The sequence below is a fragment of the Brevundimonas sp. FG8 genome, assembly GCF_057808845.1.
In genome coordinates this window covers 1-22,140 of sequence record NZ_JBMDIU010000012.1, presented here as the reverse complement: position 1 = coordinate 22,140, position 22,140 = coordinate 1, and the positions used below count along the sequence as shown (strand labels likewise).

24 protein-coding genes are annotated in these 22,140 nt (G+C 67.6%); 14 read left to right on the top strand and 10 right to left on the bottom strand.

Annotated elements, in window-relative coordinates; translation table 11 throughout:
• Nucleotides 1-22: 22 nt before the first annotated feature.
• The gene (locus tag ACODRV_RS15285) at nt 23-262 is read right to left on the bottom strand and encodes a DUF2164 domain-containing protein (protein ID WP_488908880.1); all 240 of its coding nucleotides are present in this window, start codon (nt 260-262) and stop codon (nt 23-25) included.
• Nucleotides 259-2,181 (bottom strand): ABC-F family ATP-binding cassette domain-containing protein, encoded by a 1,923-nt coding sequence (locus tag ACODRV_RS15280; protein ID WP_488908879.1) that lies wholly within the window; start codon nt 2,179-2,181, stop codon nt 259-261. The genes ACODRV_RS15285 and ACODRV_RS15280 overlap by 4 nt, the downstream gene beginning before the upstream one ends.
• A gap of 142 nt (nt 2,182-2,323) precedes the next feature.
• Between ACODRV_RS15280 and ndk the strand changes: the two genes are divergently transcribed.
• Together ndk and ACODRV_RS15270 are read left to right on the top strand one after the other, a co-directional pair.
• Nucleotides 2,324-2,743 carry a nucleoside-diphosphate kinase gene (gene ndk / locus ACODRV_RS15275; RefSeq protein WP_141626933.1) on the top strand — a complete coding sequence of 140 codons (420 nt, stop codon included), beginning with the start codon at nt 2,324-2,326 and terminating at the stop codon, nt 2,741-2,743.
• 79 nt (nt 2,744-2,822) lie between these two features.
• Nucleotides 2,823-3,485 carry a YoaK family protein gene (locus ACODRV_RS15270; RefSeq protein ID WP_141626932.1) on the top strand — a complete coding sequence of 221 codons (663 nt, stop codon included), beginning with the start codon at nt 2,823-2,825 and terminating at the stop codon, nt 3,483-3,485.
• On the opposite strand, the gene purN is transcribed toward ACODRV_RS15270, so the two are convergent.
• On the bottom strand, nt 3,482-4,078 hold the full coding sequence (gene purN / locus ACODRV_RS15265) for a phosphoribosylglycinamide formyltransferase (RefSeq protein ID WP_141626931.1): 597 nt from the start codon (nt 4,076-4,078) through the stop codon (nt 3,482-3,484). The genes ACODRV_RS15270 and purN overlap by 4 nt on opposite strands.
• Nucleotides 4,079-4,218: 140 nt before the next feature.
• Between purN and ACODRV_RS15260 the strand changes: the two genes are divergently transcribed.
• The gene (locus tag ACODRV_RS15260; protein ID WP_488908878.1) at nt 4,219-4,704 is read left to right on the top strand and encodes a hypothetical protein; all 486 of its coding nucleotides are present in this window, start codon (nt 4,219-4,221) and stop codon (nt 4,702-4,704) included.
• A 6-nt stretch (nt 4,705-4,710) separates the two neighbouring features.
• On the opposite strand, the gene purM is transcribed toward ACODRV_RS15260, so the two are convergent.
• Nucleotides 4,711-5,748, bottom strand: a complete 1,038-nt coding sequence (purM, locus tag ACODRV_RS15255; RefSeq protein WP_488908877.1) for a phosphoribosylformylglycinamidine cyclo-ligase — start codon at nt 5,746-5,748, stop codon at nt 4,711-4,713.
• A gap of 80 nt (nt 5,749-5,828) precedes the next feature.
• Between purM and rnd the strand changes: the two genes are divergently transcribed.
• Nucleotides 5,829-6,977, top strand: a complete 1,149-nt coding sequence (gene rnd, locus ACODRV_RS15250) for a ribonuclease D (RefSeq protein ID WP_141626928.1) — start codon at nt 5,829-5,831, stop codon at nt 6,975-6,977.
• A 4-nt stretch (nt 6,978-6,981) separates the two neighbouring features.
• Here rnd and ACODRV_RS15245 read toward each other — a convergent pair whose 3' ends face one another.
• Together ACODRV_RS15245 and ACODRV_RS15240 are read right to left on the bottom strand one after the other, a co-directional pair.
• Entirely contained in the window at nt 6,982-7,323 is a 342-nt protein-coding gene (locus tag ACODRV_RS15245; protein WP_488908876.1) for a hypothetical protein, read from the bottom strand.
• Nucleotides 7,324-7,460: 137 nt separating this feature from the next.
• Nucleotides 7,461-7,922 carry a peptidylprolyl isomerase gene (locus ACODRV_RS15240; RefSeq protein WP_141626926.1) on the bottom strand — a complete coding sequence of 154 codons (462 nt, stop codon included), beginning with the start codon at nt 7,920-7,922 and terminating at the stop codon, nt 7,461-7,463.
• Nucleotides 7,923-7,988: 66 nt separating this feature from the next.
• Here ACODRV_RS15240 and ACODRV_RS15235 point away from each other — a divergent pair, with 66 nt between their 5' ends.
• The gene (locus ACODRV_RS15235) at nt 7,989-8,699 is read left to right on the top strand and encodes an RlmE family RNA methyltransferase (RefSeq protein WP_141626925.1); all 711 of its coding nucleotides are present in this window, start codon (nt 7,989-7,991) and stop codon (nt 8,697-8,699) included.
• Complete coding sequence (locus tag ACODRV_RS15230) at nt 8,696-9,694, top strand: hypothetical protein (protein ID WP_488908875.1); 999 nt, start codon at nt 8,696-8,698, stop codon at nt 9,692-9,694. The genes ACODRV_RS15235 and ACODRV_RS15230 overlap by 4 nt, the downstream gene beginning before the upstream one ends.
• Nucleotides 9,695-9,702: 8 nt before the next feature.
• Here ACODRV_RS15230 and ACODRV_RS15225 read toward each other — a convergent pair whose 3' ends face one another.
• Nucleotides 9,703-10,266 carry a DUF2061 domain-containing protein gene (locus tag ACODRV_RS15225; protein ID WP_488908874.1) on the bottom strand — a complete coding sequence of 188 codons (564 nt, stop codon included), beginning with the start codon at nt 10,264-10,266 and terminating at the stop codon, nt 9,703-9,705.
• 128 nt (nt 10,267-10,394) lie between these two features.
• Here ACODRV_RS15225 and guaB point away from each other — a divergent pair, with 128 nt between their 5' ends.
• From guaB to ACODRV_RS15195, 6 genes are all read left to right on the top strand, one after another.
• Nucleotides 10,395-11,852 (top strand): IMP dehydrogenase, encoded by a 1,458-nt coding sequence (guaB, locus tag ACODRV_RS15220; protein ID WP_141626922.1) that lies wholly within the window; start codon nt 10,395-10,397, stop codon nt 11,850-11,852.
• A gap of 17 nt (nt 11,853-11,869) precedes the next feature.
• Nucleotides 11,870-12,268 carry an MAPEG family protein gene (locus ACODRV_RS15215; protein ID WP_240811607.1) on the top strand — a complete coding sequence of 133 codons (399 nt, stop codon included), beginning with the start codon at nt 11,870-11,872 and terminating at the stop codon, nt 12,266-12,268.
• 10 nt (nt 12,269-12,278) lie between these two features.
• Complete coding sequence (locus tag ACODRV_RS15210; protein ID WP_488908873.1) at nt 12,279-13,583, top strand: RsmB/NOP family class I SAM-dependent RNA methyltransferase; 1,305 nt, start codon at nt 12,279-12,281, stop codon at nt 13,581-13,583.
• Nucleotides 13,580-14,290, top strand: coding sequence for a 5'-methylthioadenosine/S-adenosylhomocysteine nucleosidase (locus tag ACODRV_RS15205; RefSeq protein WP_488908872.1), 711 nt, complete (start codon nt 13,580-13,582; stop codon nt 14,288-14,290). The genes ACODRV_RS15210 and ACODRV_RS15205 overlap by 4 nt, the downstream gene beginning before the upstream one ends.
• Nucleotides 14,287-15,846, top strand: a complete 1,560-nt coding sequence (gene guaA / locus ACODRV_RS15200; RefSeq protein WP_488908871.1) for a glutamine-hydrolyzing GMP synthase — start codon at nt 14,287-14,289, stop codon at nt 15,844-15,846. The genes ACODRV_RS15205 and guaA overlap by 4 nt, the downstream gene beginning before the upstream one ends.
• A gap of 290 nt (nt 15,847-16,136) precedes the next feature.
• Nucleotides 16,137-17,390, top strand: a complete 1,254-nt coding sequence (locus ACODRV_RS15195) for a tyrosine-type recombinase/integrase (protein ID WP_488908870.1) — start codon at nt 16,137-16,139, stop codon at nt 17,388-17,390.
• Nucleotides 17,391-17,420: 30 nt separating this feature from the next.
• Here ACODRV_RS15195 and ACODRV_RS15190 read toward each other — a convergent pair whose 3' ends face one another.
• Nucleotides 17,421-17,705 (bottom strand): helix-turn-helix transcriptional regulator, encoded by a 285-nt coding sequence (locus tag ACODRV_RS15190; RefSeq protein WP_488908869.1) that lies wholly within the window; start codon nt 17,703-17,705, stop codon nt 17,421-17,423.
• 272 nt (nt 17,706-17,977) lie between these two features.
• Between ACODRV_RS15190 and ACODRV_RS15185 the strand changes: the two genes are divergently transcribed.
• On the top strand, nt 17,978-18,877 hold the full coding sequence (locus ACODRV_RS15185) for an endonuclease/exonuclease/phosphatase family protein (protein WP_488908868.1): 900 nt from the start codon (nt 17,978-17,980) through the stop codon (nt 18,875-18,877).
• A gap of 99 nt (nt 18,878-18,976) precedes the next feature.
• Here the strand turns inward: ACODRV_RS15185 and ACODRV_RS15180 are convergent, their stop codons facing one another.
• A complete protein-coding gene (locus tag ACODRV_RS15180) occupies nt 18,977-20,110 on the bottom strand; it encodes a hypothetical protein (RefSeq protein WP_488908867.1) in 1,134 nt (377 codons plus the stop codon).
• A 392-nt stretch (nt 20,111-20,502) separates the two neighbouring features.
• Here ACODRV_RS15180 and ACODRV_RS15175 point away from each other — a divergent pair, with 392 nt between their 5' ends.
• The gene (locus ACODRV_RS15175; protein WP_488908866.1) at nt 20,503-21,408 is read left to right on the top strand and encodes a ParB/RepB/Spo0J family partition protein; all 906 of its coding nucleotides are present in this window, start codon (nt 20,503-20,505) and stop codon (nt 21,406-21,408) included.
• 192 nt (nt 21,409-21,600) lie between these two features.
• Here the strand turns inward: ACODRV_RS15175 and ACODRV_RS15170 are convergent.
• Nucleotides 21,601-22,140, bottom strand: a 540-nt coding sequence (locus ACODRV_RS15170; RefSeq protein WP_488908865.1) for a calcium-binding protein, incomplete at its 5' end; no start/stop codon positions are given.

The window sequence follows — 22,140 nt, the reverse complement described above, 5'->3', positions numbered from 1 at the left end:
TCGAAGATGGGGAGGGAAAGGTCTAGCCGCGCTCCAGCCCGGCGATGGCTTCGGCGATGTCGTCGGCCTTCTTCTTCACGATGGCCTGCGCGTCATAGAGGGCGCGGTTGTAGAAGAAGGGGCCGATTTCGCGGGCGAGGAAGTCGACCAGCATTTCAGCCGGGAGGTCGCGCAGGTCGACGTCGAACTCGTCCCGGAAATAAGGACGCAGGTTCGCGGCGATGGCGGTGATCTCCTCGCGGCTGAACTTGATGGGTGTCATGCGGTGGCCTCGGCCAGGGCTTCCTCGGCCTCAATCCATGCGGCCTCGGCGGCGTCGAGGTCGGCCTGGGTTTTGGCGCGGGAGCGGCTGAGGCCTTCGAGCTTCTTCGGATCGTTGGCGGCGGCGTTGGCGAGGTCGTCGTCGAGGCGCGAGAGGTCGGCGGCGAGCTGGGTCATGCGCTCCTCGGCCTTTTTTACCGCGTGACGCAGGGTGGACGGCGACGGTCCGCCTTTCTTTTGGCCCCTATCGCTCGCGGCGCGGCCGCTCGCTGCTTGAGAGGCGGAGGTGCTTGCGGCCGGAGCGGCTTCGGCCACCGGCTCATGCTTGACCTGTGACGGCTTCATCCCGGCCTGTTTGGCGCGGTCCAGGACGAATTTGGCGTAGTCGTCCATGTCGCCCTCGAACGGGGTCACCGTGCCGTCGGCGGCGAGCCACAGGCGGTCGGCGACCAGCTCCATCAGCGAGCGGTCGTGGGTGATGAGAATGACGGCGCCGGTGTACTCGTTCAGGGCGTCGAGCAGGGCCCGGCGGCTGTCGATGTCGAGGTGGTTGGTCGGTTCGTCGAGGATCAGGATGTGGGGCGAGTCCATCGCCACCAGATTGAGCAGCAGGCGGGCGCGCTCGCCGCCCGACAGGTTGGCGACCGTGGTTTCCTGCTTCTGGAAGGGCAGGCCGAACTGGGCCAGCTTCGACCGGCGGCTGGATTCGGAAGCTTCCGGCATGGCCCGGCGGATGATCTCCAGCGGGGTGTCGGTCGGGTCCATGGCCTCGATCTGGTGCTGGTGGAACCAGCCCACGCGCATCTTGCCGTCGCGGTGGAACTCGCCGGTCTCGACCGTCAGTGCTTTCGCGATGAGTTTGGCGAAGGTCGACTTGCCCGCGCCGTTGACGCCCAGCAGGCCGATCCGGTCGTCCAGGTCCATGCGCAGGTTGAGGTTCTTCAGGATCGGCTTGCCGGGCTCATAGCCCACATTGGCCCGCTCCAGCCGGATCAGCGGCGGGGGCAGGGGGCGTTCGGGCGACGGCAGGACGAAGGGGGCGACGCGCTCCTCTGGCGGCAGCTCGATCCGTTCCATCTTCTCCAGCTTCTTGACGCGCGACTGGGCTTGGGTGGCCTTGGAAGCCTTGGCCTTGAAGCGGTCGATGAATTTCTGAAGGTGGGCGCGCTCGGCCTCCTGCTTGGACTGGGTCGCGGCCATCAGGCGCAGCTTCTCGGCCCGGGTCTTTTCGAAGGTGTCGTAGTTGCCGGTGTAGAGGTCCAGCTTGCGGTTCGACAGGTGCAGGATGTGGGTGCAGACCTCGTTCAGCATCTCGCGGTCGTGCGAGATGATCAGCGCCGTCGCCGGATATTTCTTCAGGCGGGCCTCAAGCCACAGGGCGCCTTCCAGATCGAGATAGTTGGTCGGTTCGTCGAGCAGCAGCATGTCCGGCTCGGCGAACAGGGCCGCAGCCAGAGCGACGCGCATCCGCCACCCGCCCGAGAAATGGGCCATGGGGCGATGGATGTCTTCCTGCGAGAAGCCGAGGCCGACGAGGATTTCGGAGGCCTTGGCCGGGGCGGCGTCGGCGTCGATCTCGATCAGACGGCCCCAGATTTCGCCCATTTCCTCGGGCTCGGCGGTTTCGAGGCGGGTCAGCAGCTCGTGGCGTTCGACGTCGGCCTCGAGAATCGTCTCCAGCACGGAAACGGGCGTGGCCGGGTGCTCCTGATCGACCGAGCCGATACGGGCGGTCTTGGGGAGGCTGACTTCATCGCCGCCCGCGACCAGTTCACCGAGGATGACCTTGAACAGGGTCGACTTGCCGATGCCGTTGCGGCCCACCAGGCCGACCTTGGCGCCGGGCGGCAGGCTGACGGAGGCGTCGTCGAGGAACGAACGGCCCCAGGCGTTGAGGGTCAGGCGATTGATCTGCAGCATAGTCCAGAACTCGGGCGCGCCCCCGACGCCGAACGACCGGGGATCGGTCAGCGATAGAGGCAAAATTGTGAGGCGGTTGGAAACCGGGGAGCGCGCGTCTATAAGCCCGCGACCTTCAATCTCCCAAACCAGAAGTCATCCCATGACCGAACGTACCTTCTCGATCATCAAGCCGGACGCCACCCGCCGCAACCTGACCGGCGCGATCAACGCCGTGATCGAAGGCGCCGGCCTGCGCATCGTCGCCCAGCGTCGCGTCAAGCTGTCGACCGATCAGGCCAAGAAATTCTACGAAGTGCACGCCGAGCGCCCGTTCTACGGCGAGCTGGTCGAGCAAATGACCGCCGAGCCGGTCGTCGTTCAGGTGCTGGAAGGCCCGAACGCCGTCGCCGCCTACCGTGAAGTCATGGGCGCCACCAACCCGGAACAGGCCGCCGAAGGCACCATCCGCAAGCAGTTCGCCCTGTCGATCGGTGAAAACTCGGTCCACGGTTCGGACTCGCAGGAGAACGCCGCCATCGAGATCGCCCAGTTCTTCACCGAAGATCAGATTGTCGGCTGATTTCATCCCGGCATCTTGAAATGCAGCGGCCGGATCGGAGACGATCCGGCCGTTTTCAATTGGGCCGCTCGGGCACGCCATGAAGCACTACGGCAAAAGGGGCGTGTTGCTGGGGGCAAGCCTTTCGGCGCTGGCGGGCTATGTCGACGCCATCGGCTTCATGACGCTGGGCGGCTTCTTCGTCTCCTTCATGAGCGGGAACTCGACCCGGCTGGGCGTGGGCCTGGCCTCCGGCGATCCGGCGCAGGCGGGCATGGCCCTGATGCTGATCGGGCTGTTCGTGGCGGGCGTGGTGCTGGGGGGCACGGTGGCGCGCCGGTTCGGCGAGGAGCGTCGATCCCTCGTGCTGGCGACCGAGACGCTGTTGCTGATCTCAGGGGCGGCCCTGTGCGGCCTCGGTCGGCCGCACGTCGGCATGGTCTTCGTGGTCATGGCGATGGGGGTGGAGAATGCGGTCTTCCAGCGCGAGGGCGATGTCGGACTGGGCCTGACCTATATGACCGGAACCCTCGTTCGCATGGGGCAGAGGATCGCCACGGCGCTGCATGGCGGCGCGCGGTGGGACTGGCTGCCCTTCCTGTTGCTCTGGCTCGGGCTGGCGACCGGCGGTGCGCTGGGCGCGCTGGCCTTTCTGAAGGCCGGGGTCATGGCGCTGTGGGGCGCGGCCGCCGTGACGGGGCTGCTGACGGTCCTGACGGCCGTGGCGGAACGCGCGGCGCGCCGGGCGGACGGGCGGTCCTAGCAGAGCGCCCGGCAGAAGGCGGTCAGTGCGCGAGGATAGAGTTTGTGTTCGGCGGCCAGCACCCGCGCGGCCAGGCTTTCGGGGGTGTCCATCGGCAGGATCGGCACGAACTCCTGATCCAGGATGGGACCTTCGTCGACGCCCTCGGTGACCAGATGGACGGTGCAGCCGGCCTCGGCGTCCCCGGCCTCGATAGCGCGGGCATGGGTATCCAGCCCCGGGTATTTGGGCAGCAGGCTGGGATGGATGTTGATCATCCGCGCCGCCCACAGACGCACGAGGAAGGGCGTCAGCAGGCGCATGTAGCCGGCCAGCGCAACCACATCGATCGCATGCTCCATCAGGACGGCGTCGATGGCGCGCTCATGCGCCTCGCGGTCCTGACCATGTAGACGGTGATTGACGACGACGGTGGGAACGCCCTGTGCCTCCGCGATGGCGAGCCCGCCCGCGGTGGGGCGGTTGGACAGGACCAGGGCGATCTCGAACGGCGCCCCGGGCTTGCGGGACGCCTCGATCAGGGCGGCCATGTTGGAGCCCGCGCCTGAAATCAGGACGGCGACGCGGGTACGGCGCGGCGGAGATTCGGTCATGGGGCCAGCCTCGGGGAGGGAGGGGAGGAATGCCGCCCCGGCCCGGCCGGGTCAACGGCGGGGCGTTCGCGATCAGGCGCTTGCGTCGCGACGTTCGCTCGGAAACAGTGGCGCCGATTGTTTCGAGGGGAGTTCACCACATGCTTGCCGCCCTGTTCGCCGCCGCCCTGTTCAGCCCGCCGATGCAGGGTGATGATCTGACGCGGGACGTGCTGGTCAACGTCTGCCTGCCGTTCGTCGGCGGCGAGAAGGACAGGGGGCCGGCCGAGTTCCTGGGCTTCACCGTGGTGAGCGAGGAAGGGCCGGTCGTGGAGATGGAGTCCGGCGACGCGGTGACCCGGAGCGGTGGCGACCGGATCGCGAAATACATGCTTCAACTGGCCGACGACGAAGGCGACGACGACGGCGAAGTCCTGCGGGCGTGCACGCTTCAGGGCCGCACCATCGACTTCGCTTCGGCGCGCGGCGCGGTGCGCCGTCCGCTTGAGCAGGCGGGCTTTGTCGCCGAGCCGACGACGGCCGCCAACCGGGCGCTGTGGACCAAGGGCGCCGTGACCGTCTCGGTGCGTCAGGCGGAAGGCCGCGCGACCGTGGTTCGCGTGACCTACACCAGCACCGAGGAGTAGCGGCCTTTAGGCCGCTTCCAGCTGGCCGCAGACGAAGGCGACCTCGCCCGCGTTGAGCAGGGCGGCCAGCACCGGCTCGGCGTTTTCGGGCGATACGATCAGGATGAAGCCGACGCCGCAGTTGAAGGTGCGGCGCAGTTCGTGATCCGAAATGCCGCCGACCTGACCCAGCCACTGGAAGACGTGCGGCATCGGCCAGGCGTCCCAGTCGAAGCGGGCCTGCAGGCCCTCGGCGATGCAGCGGGGCGGATTCTCGATCAGGCCGCCGCCGGTGATGTGGGCCGCGCCCTTGACCAGACCGGCCTTCATGATCGGCAGGACGGACTTCACATAGATGCGGGTCGGCTCCATCAGGGCCTGGGCCAGCGAGCGGTCCTTGGCGAAGGGCGCGTCGTCGGCCCACGACAGGCCCGACTTCTCGACCACCTTGCGGATCAGCGAATAGCCGTTGGAGTGCGGACCCGACGAGCCGACGCCGATGATCAGGTCGCCCGCCGACTGGCGATCCAGATAGGGCAGGGCCTGACCGCGCTCGACGGCGCCGAGCGAGAAGCCCGCGAGGTCATAGTCGCCGCCCTGATACATGCCGGGCATTTCGGCGGTCTCGCCGCCGACGAGGGCGGCGCCGGCCTGACGGCAGCCTTCGGCGATGCCCGCGACGACGCGGCGGGCGGCGTCGATCTCGAGCTTGCCGGTGGCGTAATAGTCGAGGAACAGCAGGGGCTCGGCGCCCTGGGCCAGCAGGTCGTTGACGCACATGGCGACCAGATCGACGCCGACGCCGTCGTGGCGGCCGGTTTCGATGGCGATCTTCAGCTTGGTGCCGACGCCGTCCGTGGTGGTGACGATCAGCGGGTCCTCAAACCCGGCGGCCTTGAGGTCGAACAGGGCGCCGAAACCGCCCAGCGAGGGCTCCGAACCCGGGCGCGCCGTGGACTTCGCCAGCGGCTTGATGTGCTCGACCAGCATCTCCCCGGCGTCGATGTCGACCCCCGCATCCGCATAGGTCAGGCCGTTCTTGAGGCTTTCGGGGGTGTCGCTCATCGGTCACGGGCCTGAATCAGTGGGCGGAAATATGTCGCGGCTCTTGCCACAACCGCATTGCGCGGGGCTATAGCATCCGAATGACGCCGATCACCACCACCGAGGCGCTGCGCGAGTTCTGCGCGCGTCTGGCCTCCGAGCCCTTCATCACCGTCGACACCGAATTCATGCGGGAGACGACGTACTGGCCCAAGCTGTGCCTGATTCAGGCCGCCTCGCCGACCGACGCCGCGATCATTGATCCGCTGGCCGAGGGGCTGGATCTGGAGCCCTTCCTTGAGCTGCTGCGCGACGAATCGATTCTGAAGGTCTTCCACGCCGCCCGTCAGGACGTGGAGATTTTCGCCAAGCTGGGCGCCATGCCCAAGCCGATGTTCGACACCCAGGTGGCCGCCATGGCCGCCGGCTTCGGCGATCAGGTCAGCTATGAGGCGCTGGTTCGCCAGATGCTGCGTCAGGAAGTCGACAAGGGCAGCCGCTTCACGGACTGGGCGCGCCGTCCGTTGTCTGAGGCGCAACTGGTCTATGCGCTGGGCGATGTGACCCATCTGGCGGCCCTGTATCCCAAGCTGCGCGACCGACTGCAGAAGGATGGCCGTCTGGATTGGGTGATGGCCGAGATGGGCGACCTGACCGACCCGGCCCTGTACGACACCGACCCGGAGAAGGCGTGGAAGCGCCTGAAACCGAAGAAGTTCTCGGCCAAATATCTGGCGCCCTTCGTCGCCACCGCCGTCTGGCGTGAGCGGGCGGCGCAGGAGCGGGACCAGCCGCGCGGCCGCATCCTGAAGGACGAGGCCATCGACGAGATCGCGGCGCAGGCGCCGACCGACCCCGACGCCTTCAACCGCCTGCGTTCGGTGCCCAAGGGCTTCGGCGCGTCGCGGCTGGGTCTGGAGCTGATCGCCGAGCTGAAACGCGTGATGGCCGATCCGGAAGCCCATGCGCCCAAGCTGGAGCGCCCGGCGCACAACCAGCCGGCCCCGCCGTCGGTGGTGGAACTGCTGAAGGTGCTGCTGAAGGCCAAGAGCGACAATGCGGGCGTGGCCACCAAGCTGATCGCCAACGTCGCCGATCTGGAGAAGATCGCGCTGGACGACAACGCCAACGTCGAGGCCCTGAAGGGCTGGCGCCGTCAGCTGTTCGGCGAGGACGCACTGAAGCTGAAGCGCGGCGAGATCGCCCTGGTCCTGAACGGACCGCGGGTCGAGGTCGTGGAGATCGAGTAGAAGGCTAGGCTTTGGAGAACTGGAGATCGGCGACCGTTTGTGCGAGCTCACCTGCTCGTCGGGCCCAACTGTCCAGTTCCGCAACCGAGCAAGGTAGCGAGTGCAGTTTTCGGTGCCGTCCGGGTTTTAGGAGCCGGACGATGAGGCCCGTGTTCTCGATGCCGTGGTGGCCGTGGACGGCGGTGTTGCGGGCTTCGATGACAAGTTGAAATTCTGCCGCTAGCGCTCGCGCTTCTGCGTCACCAACCAACCTTACGGCCTCGGTGCGGAGCTTCTCCGCGTTCTCGGTAAGCCGCTTTTTCCCATGGAAAACATAACTGTCCAGCCGCTCGCCTTGATCAGGCATTTGAACATCGCCTGTCAGGGTATGAAGAGCGAGCACCACGCAGTGCTCAAGCCAGCCAGCTTGAAGTACCAAGCGACCCAAGGCCGCTTGGTACTCCGGAGACCATGCTTCCCAGCTAGCTGAGAGCGGAGCGGTGATCAGGCCACCGTGGCCTTGACGATCTTGCCCGGAGCGCGCGGCGGCTCGCCCTTGGGCAGGTTGTCGACGTGCTCCATGCCTTCGATGACATTGCCCCAGACGGTGTACTGGCGGTCCAGGAAGGTGGCGTCATCGAAGACGATGAAGAACTGGCTGTTGGCCGAGTTCGGGTCCGAGGTGCGGGCCATCGACACGGCGCCGCGGACGTGCGGCTCGGCCGAGAATTCCTGCTTCAGGTTCGGCTTCTTGGAGCCCGAGGTGCCGGTGCCGGTCGGATCGCCGCCCTGGGCCATGAAGCCCGGGATCACGCGGTGGAAGACGACGCCGTCATAGAAGCCTTCCGACGCCAGTTCGGTGATCTGCTTGACGTGGTTCGGCGCCAGGTCCGGGCGCAGCTTGATGACCACGTCGCCGCCCGGGGCGTCGCCGTTGTCGAGGGTGAGGGTGAGGGTTTCGGCCATGGGCGCGCTCCTTTGAAATGTCGCGGGGTCATAGCCCGCAAACGCTGTCGCGGCTATGTGGGTGTCATGAGTGAAGACGAAAAGCCCGCCGAACGCCGCAGAATGGTGAAACCGCCCACCGGCGGAACCGCTGCCGGGCGCGGCATGGGCGCCAAGATGAAGACGGCGGACACCAAGTCGATGTCCAGCCAGCAGTGGATCAAGCGCCAGCTGTCGGACAAGTGGTCCGAGAAGGCGCGGGCCGAGGGCTGGCGCTCGCGCGCGGCGTTCAAGCTGATCGAGATCGACGACCGTTTCCGCCTGATCAGGCCGGGCAGCCGGGTGATCGATCTGGGCGCGGCGCCGGGCGGCTGGGTGCAGGTGGCGCTGAAGCGCGGCGCCAGGGCGGTGGTGGGCGTGGACCTGCTGCCGATCGAGCCTGTTCCGGGTGCAGAGCTGATCCAGGCCGACTTCACCCATCCGGGCGTGGATCAACAGATGATGGACCTGCTGGGCGGGCCGCCGGATCTGGTGCTGTCGGACATGGCCCACAATACGGTCGGCCATCGCAAGACGGATCACCTGAAGATCATCGCCCTGATCGAGATCGCCGCCGACTTCGCCATCCGCACCCTGCGGCCGGGCGGGGCCTTCGTGTCAAAGAATTTCCAGGGCGGCGACGCCGGGGGCGTTCTGGCGCGCCTGCGCGAGGAGTTCGAGACGGTGAAATACGTGAAGCCGGAATCGAGCCGCAAGGATAGCGCCGAGGTGTTTCTGGTGGCGCTGAACAAGCGATGAGTGTCGCTGCCCTGGCCCTGATCGGCGCGATGCAGGCCACGGCCCTGCCGCCGGTGCGCGTTCCGGTGGCCGACTTATTGCGACGTACGCCCGCCGAGGTCGGCCTCATGACCGGCGCGCCGGGCGAGGTCGTCGAGGCCGACGCCGTGCGCATCCTTGAGGGCGGACGCCGGGTCGATATCTATCCCGCCCAACGCTTCCAGCGCGCCTGGCCCCGGGGCGGTGTGTGTGTGACGGGCTTCCCGGAGGTCCCGCTGGCGGATGAGCCGGACCCTAATCCCCGCGCCGGACTGATGCGCCGTAGCCGGGGCTGGTACGTGTTCGAGAACGGGGTGCTGACCGGGGTTTACCCCGAGACGCCGGTTCCGCGCCGCACCGGTCCGGCAAGTCCCGCGACGCGGGACTCGGTCGAAGCCCGGATTCTGGCGCCCCAGCCGCCGTCGCCGATGACGGTGGGGATGGGTCGGCTGCCGCTGTCGGATGGTCTGGGCGTGCTGGAGCGCCTCCCGCCGTCGCCCGCCGATCTGTCGGTGACCAGTCTGTGCATGCAGTTGCCGGAGCAGACGGCTCGGTCCGGCGACATCGGGACCGATATCATCTGGGCCATGGTCGGGCTGACCGTGCTGCCGTTCGTGCCGTTCCAGCGGGCGGAAGAGTCACGGGCGGACCGCGAGGGCGGCGCCCTGCTGGATTCGGTCGAGCCGGGATCGATCCTGCCGGGCGGGGTCGACGCCTTCGTGGGCAGGCGGCGCGGCGTTCGTATCCATCGTGATCCGGTCGATCCCGATTTCGCGGTGATCGCGGTCAAGCTGGGCGACGGATTGGACAATATCGCCGACGTCGGCCTGCTGGGCGTGCGCGGTGATCGGGTGGTCTGGGAGGTCCGGCGCGAGGCCGGTCATCTGGGGCTGGCGTCGCTGATGTGCCGCGATACGGAGAACCGGCCGGGCGACCATCGCCGGGGCTGCACGGCATATGGCAATCTGAGGCCCTGAGGGAGCGCTCAGGCCTGGGCCAGTTCCTCGGCCCGCTTGGCCTTGCGGGCTTCGATGGCCGTCCAGATGCGGTCGTGGATGGTGAAGAAGACCGTCTGCACCAGAGGCTCGACCAGACCGATGGTCAGGGCCAGGCCGATGTTCCGCGTCAGGGCGAAGGCGACCAGAACGGCCACCGTGAAGTGCATGGCGCCGTAGGTCATCGACTTCAGCGCGATCTGCTTCAGCGAGCGGGGCAGGGCGTGGCTGTGGCCATGGTGACCGTGGCCGTGATGACCGTGGGCGCGCGTCTGCTCGGCCGGGTCCATGAGGCCAAGGCGGGCGGTGAAGGCCTCGGACGCCTCCTCGACGCCGGACAGCATGCGGCGACGTTCGATCCGGTGCCAGACGCGGTCGTGGATCGAATAGGCGATGGTCTGGAAGAAGGGTTCGACCACCCCGACCGCCAGCGCCAGACGCCAGTCGCGCGTGATGGCGAAGGCCACCAGGATGGCGACCAGAAGGTGCATCACGCCATAGCTCGCGATCTTGAGCGCAAGGCGGCGGGCCGTGTTGAACAAGATGCGAACCATTATCGACAGATTGGGGCCAAAGCCTCGCGACGCAAGGCAATTTTTCTTATCCGTCCAATAGCCCGCCTCGGGCCTTGCGGTTCCGCCCCCGGTGCGGTTATACGCGGCCCGCAAAACGGAGACTCCTCATGGAGATACGCGAAGGCTTCACCTTCGATGATGTTTTGCTCGAACCCGGCCCGTCCGAGTTCATGCCGGCGATGGTCGATGTCTCGACCCAGCTGACCCGCGACATCAGACTGAACATCCCGCTGCTGTCGTCCGCCATGGACACGGTGACCGAAAGCCGTCTGGCCATCGCCATGGCCCAGGCCGGCGGTCTGGGCGTGCTGCACCGGAACATGACCATCGAGGAGCAGGCCGATCAGGTCCGCGCCGTGAAGCGCTATGAAAGCGGCATGGTGGTCAATCCGGTGACGGTCGGCCCCGAGACGACGCTCGGCGAGGTTCGCCAGATCGTCGAGCGCAAGAAGATCACCGGCTTCCCGGTCGTCGATCCGAAGACGGGCAGGCTGGTCGGGATGCTGACCCACCGCGACATGCGGTTCGAGAGCGACCTGAACGTCACCGCCGCCTCGCTAATGACCACCGGCGACCTGATCACGGTGCGCGAGGGCGCCAGCCGCGACGAGGCCCGCGAACTGCTGCGGACCCGCAAGATCGAGCGGGTCATCGTGGTGGACGAGGATTATCGGGCCGTCGGCCTGATCACCATGAAGGATATCGAGAAGGCGCAGGCCTTCCCGAACGCCGCCAAGGACGAGCAGGGCCGCCTGCTGGTCGGCGCCGCCTCGACGGTCGGCGATTCCGGCTTCGAGCGGGCGATGGCGCTGGCCGACGCGGGCTGCGACGTGGTGGTGATCGACACCGCCCACGGCCACTCGGCCTCGGTCGCCGCCGTGGTGGAGCGCATCAAGCGCGAGAACAACCGCCTGCAGATCATCGCCGGCAACGTGGCGACCTATGACGCCACCCGCGCTCTGATCGACGCGGGCGCCGACGCCGTGAAGGTCGGCATCGGGCCGGGCTCGATCTGCACCACCCGCATCGTCGCGGGCGTGGGCGTGCCCCAACTGACCGCCGTGATGGACTCGGCCCGCGCGGCCAGGGGCACCGGCGCCTCGGTCATCGCCGACGGCGGCATCAAGTATTCGGGCGATCTGGCCAAGGCCATCGCGGCCGGCGCCAACGTGGCCATGATGGGCTCGATGTTCGCGGGCACCGACGAAAGCCCGGGCGAGGTCTTCCTGTATCAGGGCCGGAGCTACAAGTCGTACCGCGGCATGGGTTCGGTCGGCGCCATGGGCGCGGGCTCGGCGGACCGTTACTTCCAGAAGGAAGTGTCGTCCGAGAAGCTGGTGCCGGAGGGCATCGAGGGCCAGACCCCGTACAAGGGGCCGATCAGCCCCGTCCTGCACCAGCTGGTCGGCGGCCTGCGCGCCTCGATGGGCTATGTGGGCGCCGGGACCATTCCGGACTTCCAGGAACGGGCCCGCTTTGTGCGGATCACCGGCGCCGGTCTGCGTGAGAGCCACGTCCATGACGTGATGATCACGCGGGAGGCTCCGAACTATCGTCAGGGCTGAGCAAGGGAGTGCAAGCCATGGATATGACGCCTGAATTCATTCTGTTGGCTTTCACTCTCATTCTGGCGCTCGCCCAGATTCTGGCGGCCGGCATGGCCAGCACGGCGGAACTGGGCGGGAAGTGGAACGCGGGCCCGCGTGATGGCGACGCCCAGCCTTCCGGCAAGCTGGCGGGCCGCCTGAAGCGGGCGCAGAACAACCTGCTGGAGACCCTGCCGTTGTTCATCGGCGCGGTCCTCATGGCGAGCATCGAGGGCAAGTTCGGTTTCCTGACCGCCCTCGGTACGCACCTCTATTTCTTCGGGCGGCTGATCTATGTCCCGCTCTACGCCTTCGGCGTGCCCTATGTTCGTTCGCTGGTCTGGCTGATCGCCACCGGCGGACTGCTGATGGTCATCGCCGCCCTGTTCGTCTGAAAGATCTGAATTGACCCCAGCCGCCCGTCTCGCCGCCGCCGCCTCCATCCTGGACAGCATCGCCCAGGGGCGTCAGCCCGCTGAAACCGTGCTGAAGGCCTGGGGGACGGCCAACCGATATGCCGGGTCCAAGGACCGGCGGGCCATCGCCGACCGGGTCTACAAGGTGCTGCGCGCGCGCGGCCGCCTGGTTTGGGCCATGGGCGGGCGCGAGGACGGCCGGGCGCTGGTGATCGGTAGCCTGAGCCTGATTGACGGCCTGTCGCTGGACGAGATCGAGGCCCTGCACTCGGGCGACGGCTATGGTCCCCGTCCGCTGTCCAAGCAGGAGCGCTCGCGCCTGACCGCCGCCGGCGAAGGCGAACTGCCGGGCTGGGTCGCGTCGGGCCTGCCCGAGTTCGCGGTCGAGGACTTCAAGGCGACCTACGGCGAGCGCTGGGCCGAGGAGGCGCGCGAGCTGATGGCGCCGCGCGCGCCGATCGACCTGAGGGTCAACGGCCTGCTGGCGACGACGGCGGATGTCGAGGCCGAGCTGAAGGAGGCCGGTCTGTCGCCCGAGCCCACGCCGTTCTCGACCTTCGGCCTGCGCCTGCCCAGCGAGCCGCCGCCGAACGTGCAGGCGCTGGAGGCCTTCAAACAGGGCCATGTCGAGATCCAGGACGAAGGCAGCCAGATCGTGTCTTGGCTGGCCGGCGCCAGGCCGGGCATGACGGTCGTGGACTATTGCGCGGGCGGCGGCGGCAAGACGCTGGCGCTGGCCCAGGCCATGCAGGCGCAAGGCACGCTGGTCGCCTGTGACGTGGTGCAGAAGCGTCTGGACAACATCCGGCCTCGCCTGACCCGCGCGGGCGTGGCGGCGGACCTCTGCCTGCTGGGCCAGAACGGCGGCGGGATCGAGGATCTGAACGGTCAGGCCGATGTGGTCTTCGTCGATGCGCCGTGCAGCGGCTCGGGCACCTGGCGGCGGCGTCCGGAGGACGCGTGGCGTCTGACGACCGAGGAGGTGGAGCGCTTGCATGCGTTGCAGGTCCGCATCCTGTCGCAGGCGTCCCAGCTGGTGAAGCCGGGCGGACGTCTGGTCTATGTGACCTGTTCGATGCTGAGCGGCGAGAACGAGGCGTCGGTCGCGGCCTTCGAGGCGGCGCATCCGGAGTTCAAGCCGGTGACGGTGGCCTCGGCCCTGTCGGATGCGGCGCTGAACGGCGACGGCGCGGCGACGCTGGCGGCGAAGGCGGACGGGCATCGCCTGCGCCTGTCACCGGCCTCGACCACTACCGACGGCTTCTTCGTCGCCCTGTACGAGCGCGCTTCGTGACGGCGGCCTGGCGCATGGAGCGATACGGCGACGTGTCGGTCCTCTGCGTCATGGCGGCCCCGGCGGAGTACGGTGTCCATCTGAAGGCGCGCATCCAGCCGCTGATGACCGGTATCGGTCCGGTCGAGGGCGCAATCGCCCTGACCGCCGAACTGGCGCGGCTGGAGGCGAGGGGAGACCTGCCCGATCTGGTGCTGTCGCTGGGCTCGTGCGGCTCGCCGATGCTGGAGCATGCGGCGGTCTATCAGGCGTCGTCGGTTTCTTATCGAGACATGGACGCCAGCGCGCTCGGCTTCGAGAAGGGCAAGACGCCCTTGCTGGACCTCCCCGCCGTGATGGCCTTGCCGTGCCCGATCCCGGGCGTGCCGACGGCGACCCTGTCCACCGGCGGGAATGTCGTCTCCGGGGCGGCCTATGACGCCATCGACGCCGATATGGTGGACATGGAGACCTTCGCCCTGTTGCGCGCCTGCCAGACCTTCGGCCTTCCTCTGGTCGCCTTGCGCGGGGTGTCGGATGGACGCGCCGAACTGAAGGCGCTGGAGGACTGGACCTCCACCCTGCACCACGTGGACGAGAACCTGGCGACGGCGCTGGATCGCCTGATCGCCGTGCTGGAGGCCGACGGCCTCGCCGCCCTTGCTATTGCGGTTTCAGACCGCCAAGACCCCGCCCATTCCACGCCCTCCCCGGAATCGCTCGCATGACCCAGCCGACCCACCAGAAAGTTCTCATTGTCGACTTCGGCAGTCAGGTGACCCAGCTGATCGCGCGTCGCCTGCGCGAGGCGAGCGTCTATTGCGAGATCCATCCCTACGCCAAGGCCGAGGCCGCGATGGCGGCGATGAAGCCGGCGGCGATCATCCTGTCGGGCGGGCCGGAGAGCGTGCACGAGGAAGGCAGCCCGCGCGCGCCGCAGGGCGTGTTCGAGGCGGGCGTGCCGGTGCTGGGCATCTGCTACGGCGAGATGACCATGTGCGAGCAATTGGGCGGCAAGGTCGAGGGCGGTCACACCCGCGAGTTCGGTCGCGCGGCGATCACCGTCGAGAAGGCCTCGCCCCTGCTGGCCGGTCTGGCTCCGGTGGGCGAGGAGGAGGAAGTCTGGATGAGCCATGGCGACAAGATCGTCGCCATCCCCGACGGCTTTGACGTCGTCGCCTCATCGTCGGGCTCGCCCTATGCGGTGATCGCCGACGAGACGCGCCGCTTCTACGGCGTGCAGTTCCACCCGGAGGTGATGCACACCCCGCGCGGCCACCAGATGCTGAAGAACTTCACCCACGGCATCGCCGGGCTGAAGGGCGACTGGACCATGGCCGCCTATCGCGACGAGAAGATCGCCCAGATCCGCGAACAGGTCGGCGACGCCAGGGTGATCTGCGGCCTGTCGGGCGGCGTGGATTCGTCGGTCGCCGCCGTGCTGATCCACGAAGCCATCGGCGACCAGCTGACCTGCGTGTTCGTGGACACCGGCCTGCTGCGCAAGGACGAGGCCAAGCAGGTCACGACCCTGTTCCGCGAGCACTATAACATCCCGCTGATCCACGTTGATGCGTCGAAGGAATTCCTCGGCGAGTTGGCCGGTCAGTCGGACCCGGAGACCAAGCGCAAGACCATCGGCCGGGTGTTCATCGAAATCTTTGATCGCGAGTCCGCCAGGATCGAGGGCGCCGAGTTCCTGGCGCAGGGCACCCTGTATCCGGACGTGATCGAGAGCGTCTCGTCGTCCAGCGGCAAGGCCCACGTCATCAAGAGCCACCACAATGTCGGCGGCCTGCCGGACTATATGAAGCTGAAGCTGGTCGAGCCGCTGCGGGAACTGTTCAAGGACGAGGTCCGCGCGCTGGGCCGCGAGTTGGGCCTGAGCGACGCCTTCGTGGGCCGTCACCCGTTCCCCGGACCAGGGCTGGCCATCCGCATCCCCGGCGAGATCACCCCGGACGCCGTCGCCACCCTGCAACAGGCCGACGCCATCTATCTGGAAGAAATCCGCAACGCGGGTCTTTACGACGACATCTGGCAGGCCTTCGCCGTGCTGCTGCCGGTCAAGACGGTTGGCGTGATGGGCGACGCGCGCACCTACGAGAAGGTGCTGGCCCTGCGCGCTGTCTCTTCGACCGACGGGATGACCGCCGACTTCTACCCGTTCCCCTGGGATGTGCTGGGCAAGACCGCCACGCGCATCATCAACGAGGTCCGCGGCGTGAACCGCGTCGTCTACGACGTAACCTCCAAGCCGCCGGGGACGATCGAGTGGGAATAATTCGGGGCTCTCGGCACCTTTCGAGATCGCTTCGGAAGGTGCCTATAAAGCTCTGACAACATTGTGAATTCTGTCGAGACCCTTCGAGATCGTTCGGAGGGTCTTTTTTCATTTTACCGTCCTTGCCGACGGTACCGCCGCGCATTGATCCGGTGGACTCGGGCCCATACCGTCAGATGCACACCAAGGCCGGTGACGGTACTGAAATCGACCAAGTTTCTGATTTGGCGAAGAAAAGTTCCTGAAATGGCGGCCGATTTCGACCAACTCCAGATCGAGGCGATTTTACCGTGCTTACGGACGCTGCACTCAAGAATTTGCGACCCAGATCAAAGCCTTACAAGAGTACCGACAGGGACGGCATGTATGCCTACGTCTCGCCCGGCGGCGCGATCTCGTTTCGCTACGATTATCGCTTCAACGGACGTCGGGAGACGGTGACCCTGGGCCGATATGGCCGGACCGGTCTCAGTCTGGCGCAGGCCCGTGAACGGCTGATCGAGATCAAGAAGATGATCGCCGACGGGACGTCTCCGGCCGTGGAGAAGCAGCGGGCCAAGCGACGGCTGAAGGAGGCGCGTGACTTCGCGCACGTGGCCCAGGGCTGGATGGACAAGGCGCCCATGGCGGACAGCACGCGGGCCATGCGGAGGTCGATCTTCAATCGGGAAGTCCTGCCGAAGTGGCGCAACCGACTCCTGAGCGAGATCACCCCCGACGATCTGCGGGCGCACTGCAAGACGATCGTGGATCGTGGAGCCCCCGCGACCGCCATCCACGTCCGGGACATCGTCAAACAGATCTACGGCTGGGCCATCCTGCACGGGGAGAAGATCGACAATCCCGCCGACGGGGTCGGGCCTGCTTCCATCGCCACCTTCCGGCCTCGCGACCGGTCGCTCTCGCCGGCGGAGATCCGGATCATGCTGGAGCTCCTGGGGGAAGTCGCTACGCTTCCGACGATCCGGTTGGGCCTGAAGTTCATCCTGCTCAGCATGGTGCGCAAGAGCGAACTGCAGGACGGCGTCTGGCCCGAGGTGAATTTCGAAGACGCGGTCTGGTCGATCCCGGCGGCGCGTATGAAGCGGTCGCGGGCCCACAACGTCTATCTGTCCACCCAGATGCAGGACATCCTCGTCGCGCTGAAGACCTGCGCCGGAAACTCGCGCTACCTCCTGCCGTCTCGCTATGACGCCGACGCTCCCATGTCCCGGGCGACCTTCAATCGTGTGACGACGGCGATCGTGGACAAGGCGCGGGAGCGCGGACTGCCGCTGGAGCCGTTCACCGTCCACGATCTGCGGCGGACAGCCTCGACCCTTCTGCACGAGATGGGCTTCAACTCTGACTGGATCGAGAAGGGGCTCGCGCACGAGGAGCGGTCGTCTCGGGGCGTCTACAACAAGGCGGAGTTCGAAGCGCAGCGTCGGCACATGGCGCAGGAGTGGTCCAATGCGGTCGATGCCTGGGAAGCGGGGCAGGCCTATACGCCGGTTCTGGCCGTGCCTGAGGGGCGCGCGCCCCGGTTCGATCCGCGAGTTTGATCCGGGGCCGTGCTCGCCTGTCGCCGTCCCTCACCGCCAGGGCAGGTCGTCGTCGGGCCTGCGCCGCACGGGGCGGGACCGGCGCAGATGCACGTTCGGCGCCTTTGCCGGAGGAACGGGACATCGCCTTCGTTGCTCAAGCCAGGCTTCGACCTCGGCCAGGTTCCAGACCACGCACCGCGGCGTCAGAAGGAAGCGCTTCGGGAACTCCCCGCGTTGCTCCATCTCCCAGATGGTGCTGTCGGCCAGCGGCACGATCTGCCGCAACTCGGGCTTCTTGATCGTGCGTGGCAGGGGCGCATTGGCCTGTCCCATGGCGGATCTCCTCGATACGACTCAAGGGAATCCGAAAGGCGTCGGTCGGTCGATCCGTGACCAGACCACCGTCACCTTGCGGGTTGCGTCCTCTTCAGCGTCGCCCGAAGGGTCCGGGACCGGATCGGGCCGTCCGGGGTTCAGATGCCCGAATCGTGAGGATGCGGTACGCGAAGATCGCTGGCCGGGACCGACCTCTCGATCAGCCGCGGCCCGTCGCCGACCCGCCGTTGGCCGGGCCGCACCCCTCTTCGAACGCAAGGATGCTGACCATGAAATCCTTCACGGCGATGGCGCTGACGGCGATGATGCTCTCGGGCTGCGCGGGTCTGAACCCGCCGACAACTGCGAGGGAGCTCAAGGTCGCAAGCTGGAATCTGGAACATCTGGCGGACCGGGACGGCGAGGGTTGCCGGCCTCGTACGGAAGCCGACTATGCGGCGCTGCGTCGTCACGCCGAGGCGCTCGGCGCCGACGTCGTCGCCTTCCAGGAGGTGCAGAGCCGGCAAGCGGCCGAGCGTGTCTTCGACCCGACGATCTATGATGTGGTGATGTCGTCGCGGCCCGCCAGCCGGCGGGGCGGAGAGTGCCGCGGGCGGCCCGGTCTGTTCATTCAGAACCAGGCCGTCGGCTTCGCGATCCGCAAGGGCGTGCCGTGGCGGCGCAATCCCGACCTCTCGGCCCTCGCCCTGGGCAATCCCGATCTGCGGTGGGGCGTGGATATCACCGTGACGCAGGGGGCGCCGGTGCGTCTGCTCGCCGTTCATCTGAAATCGGGCTGCAACTCGGGACGCACGCCGACGGACCCCGACTGCCCGGTCCTGTTCGATCAGCTTCCTGTTCTGGAAGGGTGGACGGAAGCCCGCGCCAGGGAGGGGCAAGCCTTCGTGGTTCTGGGCGACTGGAACCGACGCCTGGCCAGTCGGGATGACGCCTTCCTCGCCGATCTGAACGACGGGGATCCGGCGGACGCGACCCTGACCCTCGCCTCGGGCGACCGGCCAGCGGGCTGCAAGGCGCGCTATCGGGAGTTCATCGACTTCATCGCCACCGGCGCGGCGGCGACGGCCCGCGTGCAGCCGGGGTCATTCGAGGAATACCGGTATGGCGGGATCCCGGAAACCGAGCATCCGTCGGACCACTGCCCGATCTCGGTGAAGATCAGCGGCTGACGCTCAGGGCGCGGTCAGTCGCACCGGACGCCTTGGGGCGTGATCGTGCGTCGACAGGCGAGGTCATCACGCCTGTGCGCGCGCCGCGACCGACACCGGTCACGAGAGAGCGAGGGTCTGACAGGCGCCCCGGTGGGCGACCTGCGGGCGGAAGGCGTAGGTTTGCGTGAAGGGCAGGGGGCGGGCGCCGACATCGATCCGCTCCAGCATGGTGCGGAGAACCGGATGGGCGGCGTAGTCCACGAAACTGTGGCCGATGCCGCTGATCGGATGGCCCTGCATGAAGGGATAGGTCTCGCGCAGGGTCTCGCCGACAGCCGGGACATATCCGAGATTGGTGGCGTTGAAGCCCCCGGACAGGCCGGGCAGGCCACGGACCGCCTTCATCAGGGCCGGGTCGTCGGGATTGACGGTGTATTGCAGGGTGCGGATGAGCGGGAGCGGCCGCAGGATGGATTGACCCCGGACCCATTGGCTCCGGGGCTTCCAGAAGTCCGGACAGCCGATGGCCGGCGCCAGGAAGATGACATCGAAAGTGTTGCCGTTGGGGGGCAATTCGGCGCCCGTCAATTGCAGGGCGGGGAAAGCCTCCCGCTCCTGACGCGCCCGGGTTTCGTCAAAGGACGGATCGCCGAAGGCGCTGAGAACCACCGAGGCGCCGCGACTGAAGGAGATCAGGATGACCTGCTTGCCATGCAGCCGGGCCAGCAGGGGGCGGAGCGCCCTGAGACCGGCGATCTGGCTGTTGCCGGCGGACTCGAACCAGATGTTGCCGATCGCCGCGTCGCTGGACTGGAGCCCGTCCCAGTGGAAGCCGATGACCGCATCGGTCGGCTTCAGATCGATGGTCTGCATCACGGTGCGGTAGGCGTGGGCCGGGCCCGGCTGCGGATCGCGAAAGCCATGGATCAGGATGAAGACCCGGTCGTGCCTCCCGGCCATGGCGGCGACCTGGTCCAGCAGCGCCGCCTGTCCCTCGTCGAATGTCGTGGCCTGTTCCACGGTCAGTCCCCGCCGCAGCGACGCGGTCTCGACGATGCGGGCGGCGCTCTGCGGGCCGTAAAGAGACGGCCAGTCCGGCGGATAGACGCTGCCATCCCTGTCGACGAATAGAGACGCCGTGTGCGGTTCGATAGCGAATGCCGGTTCGCCCGGTCGGCTCCAGCCATGGCTGCAGGCCGAGAGGGCGACGGCGGCCAGGCCGGGCAGGAGGCGACGGATCAGGATGTGCATCGGTTCAGGATGCCACTGTTACGCGAAACCGCAACCGGCGATGCAGGCTGGCCCGCCGCCTCGCCCTGGCGCGGTGGCGGAGGAGACGGGCCCTGGCCGGGATGGTCTCGTCGCGCCTCACCGGAGCGACAGACGACGACCCGACCTCTGAAGCGCTAAGGGCTCCGCCCTCGCGCGGGCCAGGGTGCGCGGCTGCGCCGCCGGATCGGCCGGTCTCCCCGGCCTTCCGCGCCGGCGACGACGGTCAGGCTCCCGGAATGGCAGGCTTGTGCAGGCCGGGCGATCCCCCTCCGGCCGATCCGCCCTGGCCCTTGCTACCCCGGTCTCGCCGACGGGCAGGGTTTCAGGCGCGCCTTTCGCGTGCCTGCAACCCTTGCCCAAAGGAGGCAGACATGACTGCTCAATCCACCCAAGCCCGTAGCCCCGCGGCGGCTGACGCCGCCGCGACCGGAGCGGCTCAGGAGCCGGTTCAGGATGGTGTTTCGACGGCGTCCGGGCCGGTGCACGGCGCGGAGATCCTCGTGCCCCTCAACCGCTTGAAGGCGTCCCCGAAGAACGCCCGCAAGACGCCGCACAGCGCGGCGACCCTCGAGGCCCTCGCCGCCTCGATCCGGGCCAAGGGGGTGTTGCAGCCGCCCGTGGTCGAGATCGAGCGGAACGCCGAAGGCGTCGCGACCGGAAACTATCTCGTGACCATCGGGGAGGGGCGGCGTCTGGCGTTGCGGCTGCTGGCCAAGCGCAAGGCGGTCAAGCGGACCCATCCGGTCCGGGTGACGGTCGACACCGAGAACGACGCCCATGAAATCAGTCTGGACGAGAACATCACCCGCGAGGCCATGCATCCCGCTGACCAGTTCGAGGCCTTCCGTCGGCTGGCGGACGAGAAGGGCTACGGCCCCGAGGAGATCGGCGCCCGGTTTGGGGTGTCGGGGACTCTTGTGCGCCAGCGGCTCCGGCTGGGCGCGGCGGCGCCCGAACTGATGACCGCCTATCGGGAAGGCGCGCTGGCGCTCGATCAGCTGATGGCCTTCTGCGTCAGCGATGACGTCGAGCGGCAGCGGCAGGTGTTCGAGGGGATGGGGCGGCATATGCCGGTCTATGCGATCCGCCGCGCCATGACCGAGGCCAAGGTCTCGGCGGACGACCGGCGGGCGCGGTTTGTCGGCGTCGAGGCCTATCAGGCCGAGGGCGGGACCGTGCTGCGCGACCTTGAGAAGGCGTGCGCCAAGCTGCAGGTCCGGACCCGGATCGAAGCGGTGGCGAAGGCGGTGGGGTTGGGCATCGTCGATCCGTCCTGACCGGCTCGCCGGGCTGCAAGGCGTACGGGACCGGGGGCGGCGTCCGGTCATATCGCGAGGCGGGCCACGCGGACGGTCTGGTGAGTCCCACGTCCATGGAAGAGGCGCGCGGAGACCCGCGCCGGCGCGCTATACGGCGGGCGCCCGGCGTCGACGGCTCGTCTCCAGGCCGGGACGCCGGGCCGGGCGGCCTCAGGTCATCCAGTCCTGCGGGTGGACGAAGAGGTCTTCCTGGGGCGGGCAGGGGCTGTCGGGCCCCTGGGCGAGCCAGAGGAGCCCCCCGGAGGCGTCGGCGTCAAGGCCCCCCTCTTCCCATCGGCCCTCCAGAACCGGCAGGGTCTGTGCATCAAAAGCAGCTGTTTTGTCGGACCTCTCCGCCGGTAGGGACACGAAGGCGTCCGACAGTATCTCGTCGGGAAGACCGGCGCGTTGGGCCGCCATCGCCGGCAAGGCCGCGGCCTGAAGAAGTTGGGCCCGCGTCCAGACCTCGCCGTCCCCGAAGACGATCCTTTCAATCCCCGCTCCGAGGGTGTTGTCCTGATTGTCCAGCCGGATCGAACCGGCGTGGCCGGTGAAGCTGAGGGTCAGATGCGCGCCGTCCCGGGTGATCTGCAACAGGTCGGCGGTCAGGCCTGCGCCGAGTTCGAGCCGGTCCAGGGTGGTGGTGTCATAGGACGGGGCTTCGGTGATGACGTCATGGCCGTCGCCCGAATTGTAGATGTAGGTGTCGGC

Bases quoted from the DNA above. Each gene is read 5' to 3' on its own strand.
- ACODRV_RS15285 (WP_488908880.1), bottom strand. From the start codon at position 262: ATGACACCCATCAAGTTCAGCCGCGAGGAGATCACCGCCATCGCCGCG.
- ACODRV_RS15280 (WP_488908879.1), bottom strand. From the start codon at position 2,181: ATGCTGCAGATCAATCGCCTGACCCTCAACGCCTGGGGCCGTTCGTTC.
- ndk (WP_141626933.1), top strand. From the start codon at position 2,324: ATGACCGAACGTACCTTCTCGATCATCAAGCCGGACGCCACCCGCCGC.
- ACODRV_RS15270 (WP_141626932.1), top strand. From the start codon at position 2,823: ATGAAGCACTACGGCAAAAGGGGCGTGTTGCTGGGGGCAAGCCTTTCG.
- purN (WP_141626931.1), bottom strand. From the start codon at position 4,078: ATGACCGAATCTCCGCCGCGCCGTACCCGCGTCGCCGTCCTGATTTCA.
- ACODRV_RS15260 (WP_488908878.1), top strand. From the start codon at position 4,219: ATGCTTGCCGCCCTGTTCGCCGCCGCCCTGTTCAGCCCGCCGATGCAG.
- purM (WP_488908877.1), bottom strand. From the start codon at position 5,748: ATGAGCGACACCCCCGAAAGCCTCAAGAACGGCCTGACCTATGCGGAT.
- rnd (WP_141626928.1), top strand. From the start codon at position 5,829: ATGACGCCGATCACCACCACCGAGGCGCTGCGCGAGTTCTGCGCGCGT.
- ACODRV_RS15245 (WP_488908876.1), bottom strand. From the start codon at position 7,323: ATGCCTGATCAAGGCGAGCGGCTGGACAGTTATGTTTTCCATGGGAAA.
- ACODRV_RS15240 (WP_141626926.1), bottom strand. From the start codon at position 7,922: ATGGCCGAAACCCTCACCCTCACCCTCGACAACGGCGACGCCCCGGGC.
- ACODRV_RS15235 (WP_141626925.1), top strand. From the start codon at position 7,989: ATGAGTGAAGACGAAAAGCCCGCCGAACGCCGCAGAATGGTGAAACCG.
- ACODRV_RS15230 (WP_488908875.1), top strand. From the start codon at position 8,696: ATGAGTGTCGCTGCCCTGGCCCTGATCGGCGCGATGCAGGCCACGGCC.
- ACODRV_RS15225 (WP_488908874.1), bottom strand. From the start codon at position 10,266: ATGGTTCGCATCTTGTTCAACACGGCCCGCCGCCTTGCGCTCAAGATC.
- guaB (WP_141626922.1), top strand. From the start codon at position 10,395: ATGGAGATACGCGAAGGCTTCACCTTCGATGATGTTTTGCTCGAACCC.
- ACODRV_RS15215 (WP_240811607.1), top strand. From the start codon at position 11,870: ATGGATATGACGCCTGAATTCATTCTGTTGGCTTTCACTCTCATTCTG.
- guaA (WP_488908871.1), top strand. From the start codon at position 14,287: ATGACCCAGCCGACCCACCAGAAAGTTCTCATTGTCGACTTCGGCAGT.
- ACODRV_RS15190 (WP_488908869.1), bottom strand. From the start codon at position 17,705: ATGGGACAGGCCAATGCGCCCCTGCCACGCACGATCAAGAAGCCCGAG.
- ACODRV_RS15185 (WP_488908868.1), top strand. From the start codon at position 17,978: ATGAAATCCTTCACGGCGATGGCGCTGACGGCGATGATGCTCTCGGGC.
- ACODRV_RS15180 (WP_488908867.1), bottom strand. From the start codon at position 20,110: ATGCACATCCTGATCCGTCGCCTCCTGCCCGGCCTGGCCGCCGTCGCC.
- ACODRV_RS15175 (WP_488908866.1), top strand. From the start codon at position 20,503: ATGACTGCTCAATCCACCCAAGCCCGTAGCCCCGCGGCGGCTGACGCC.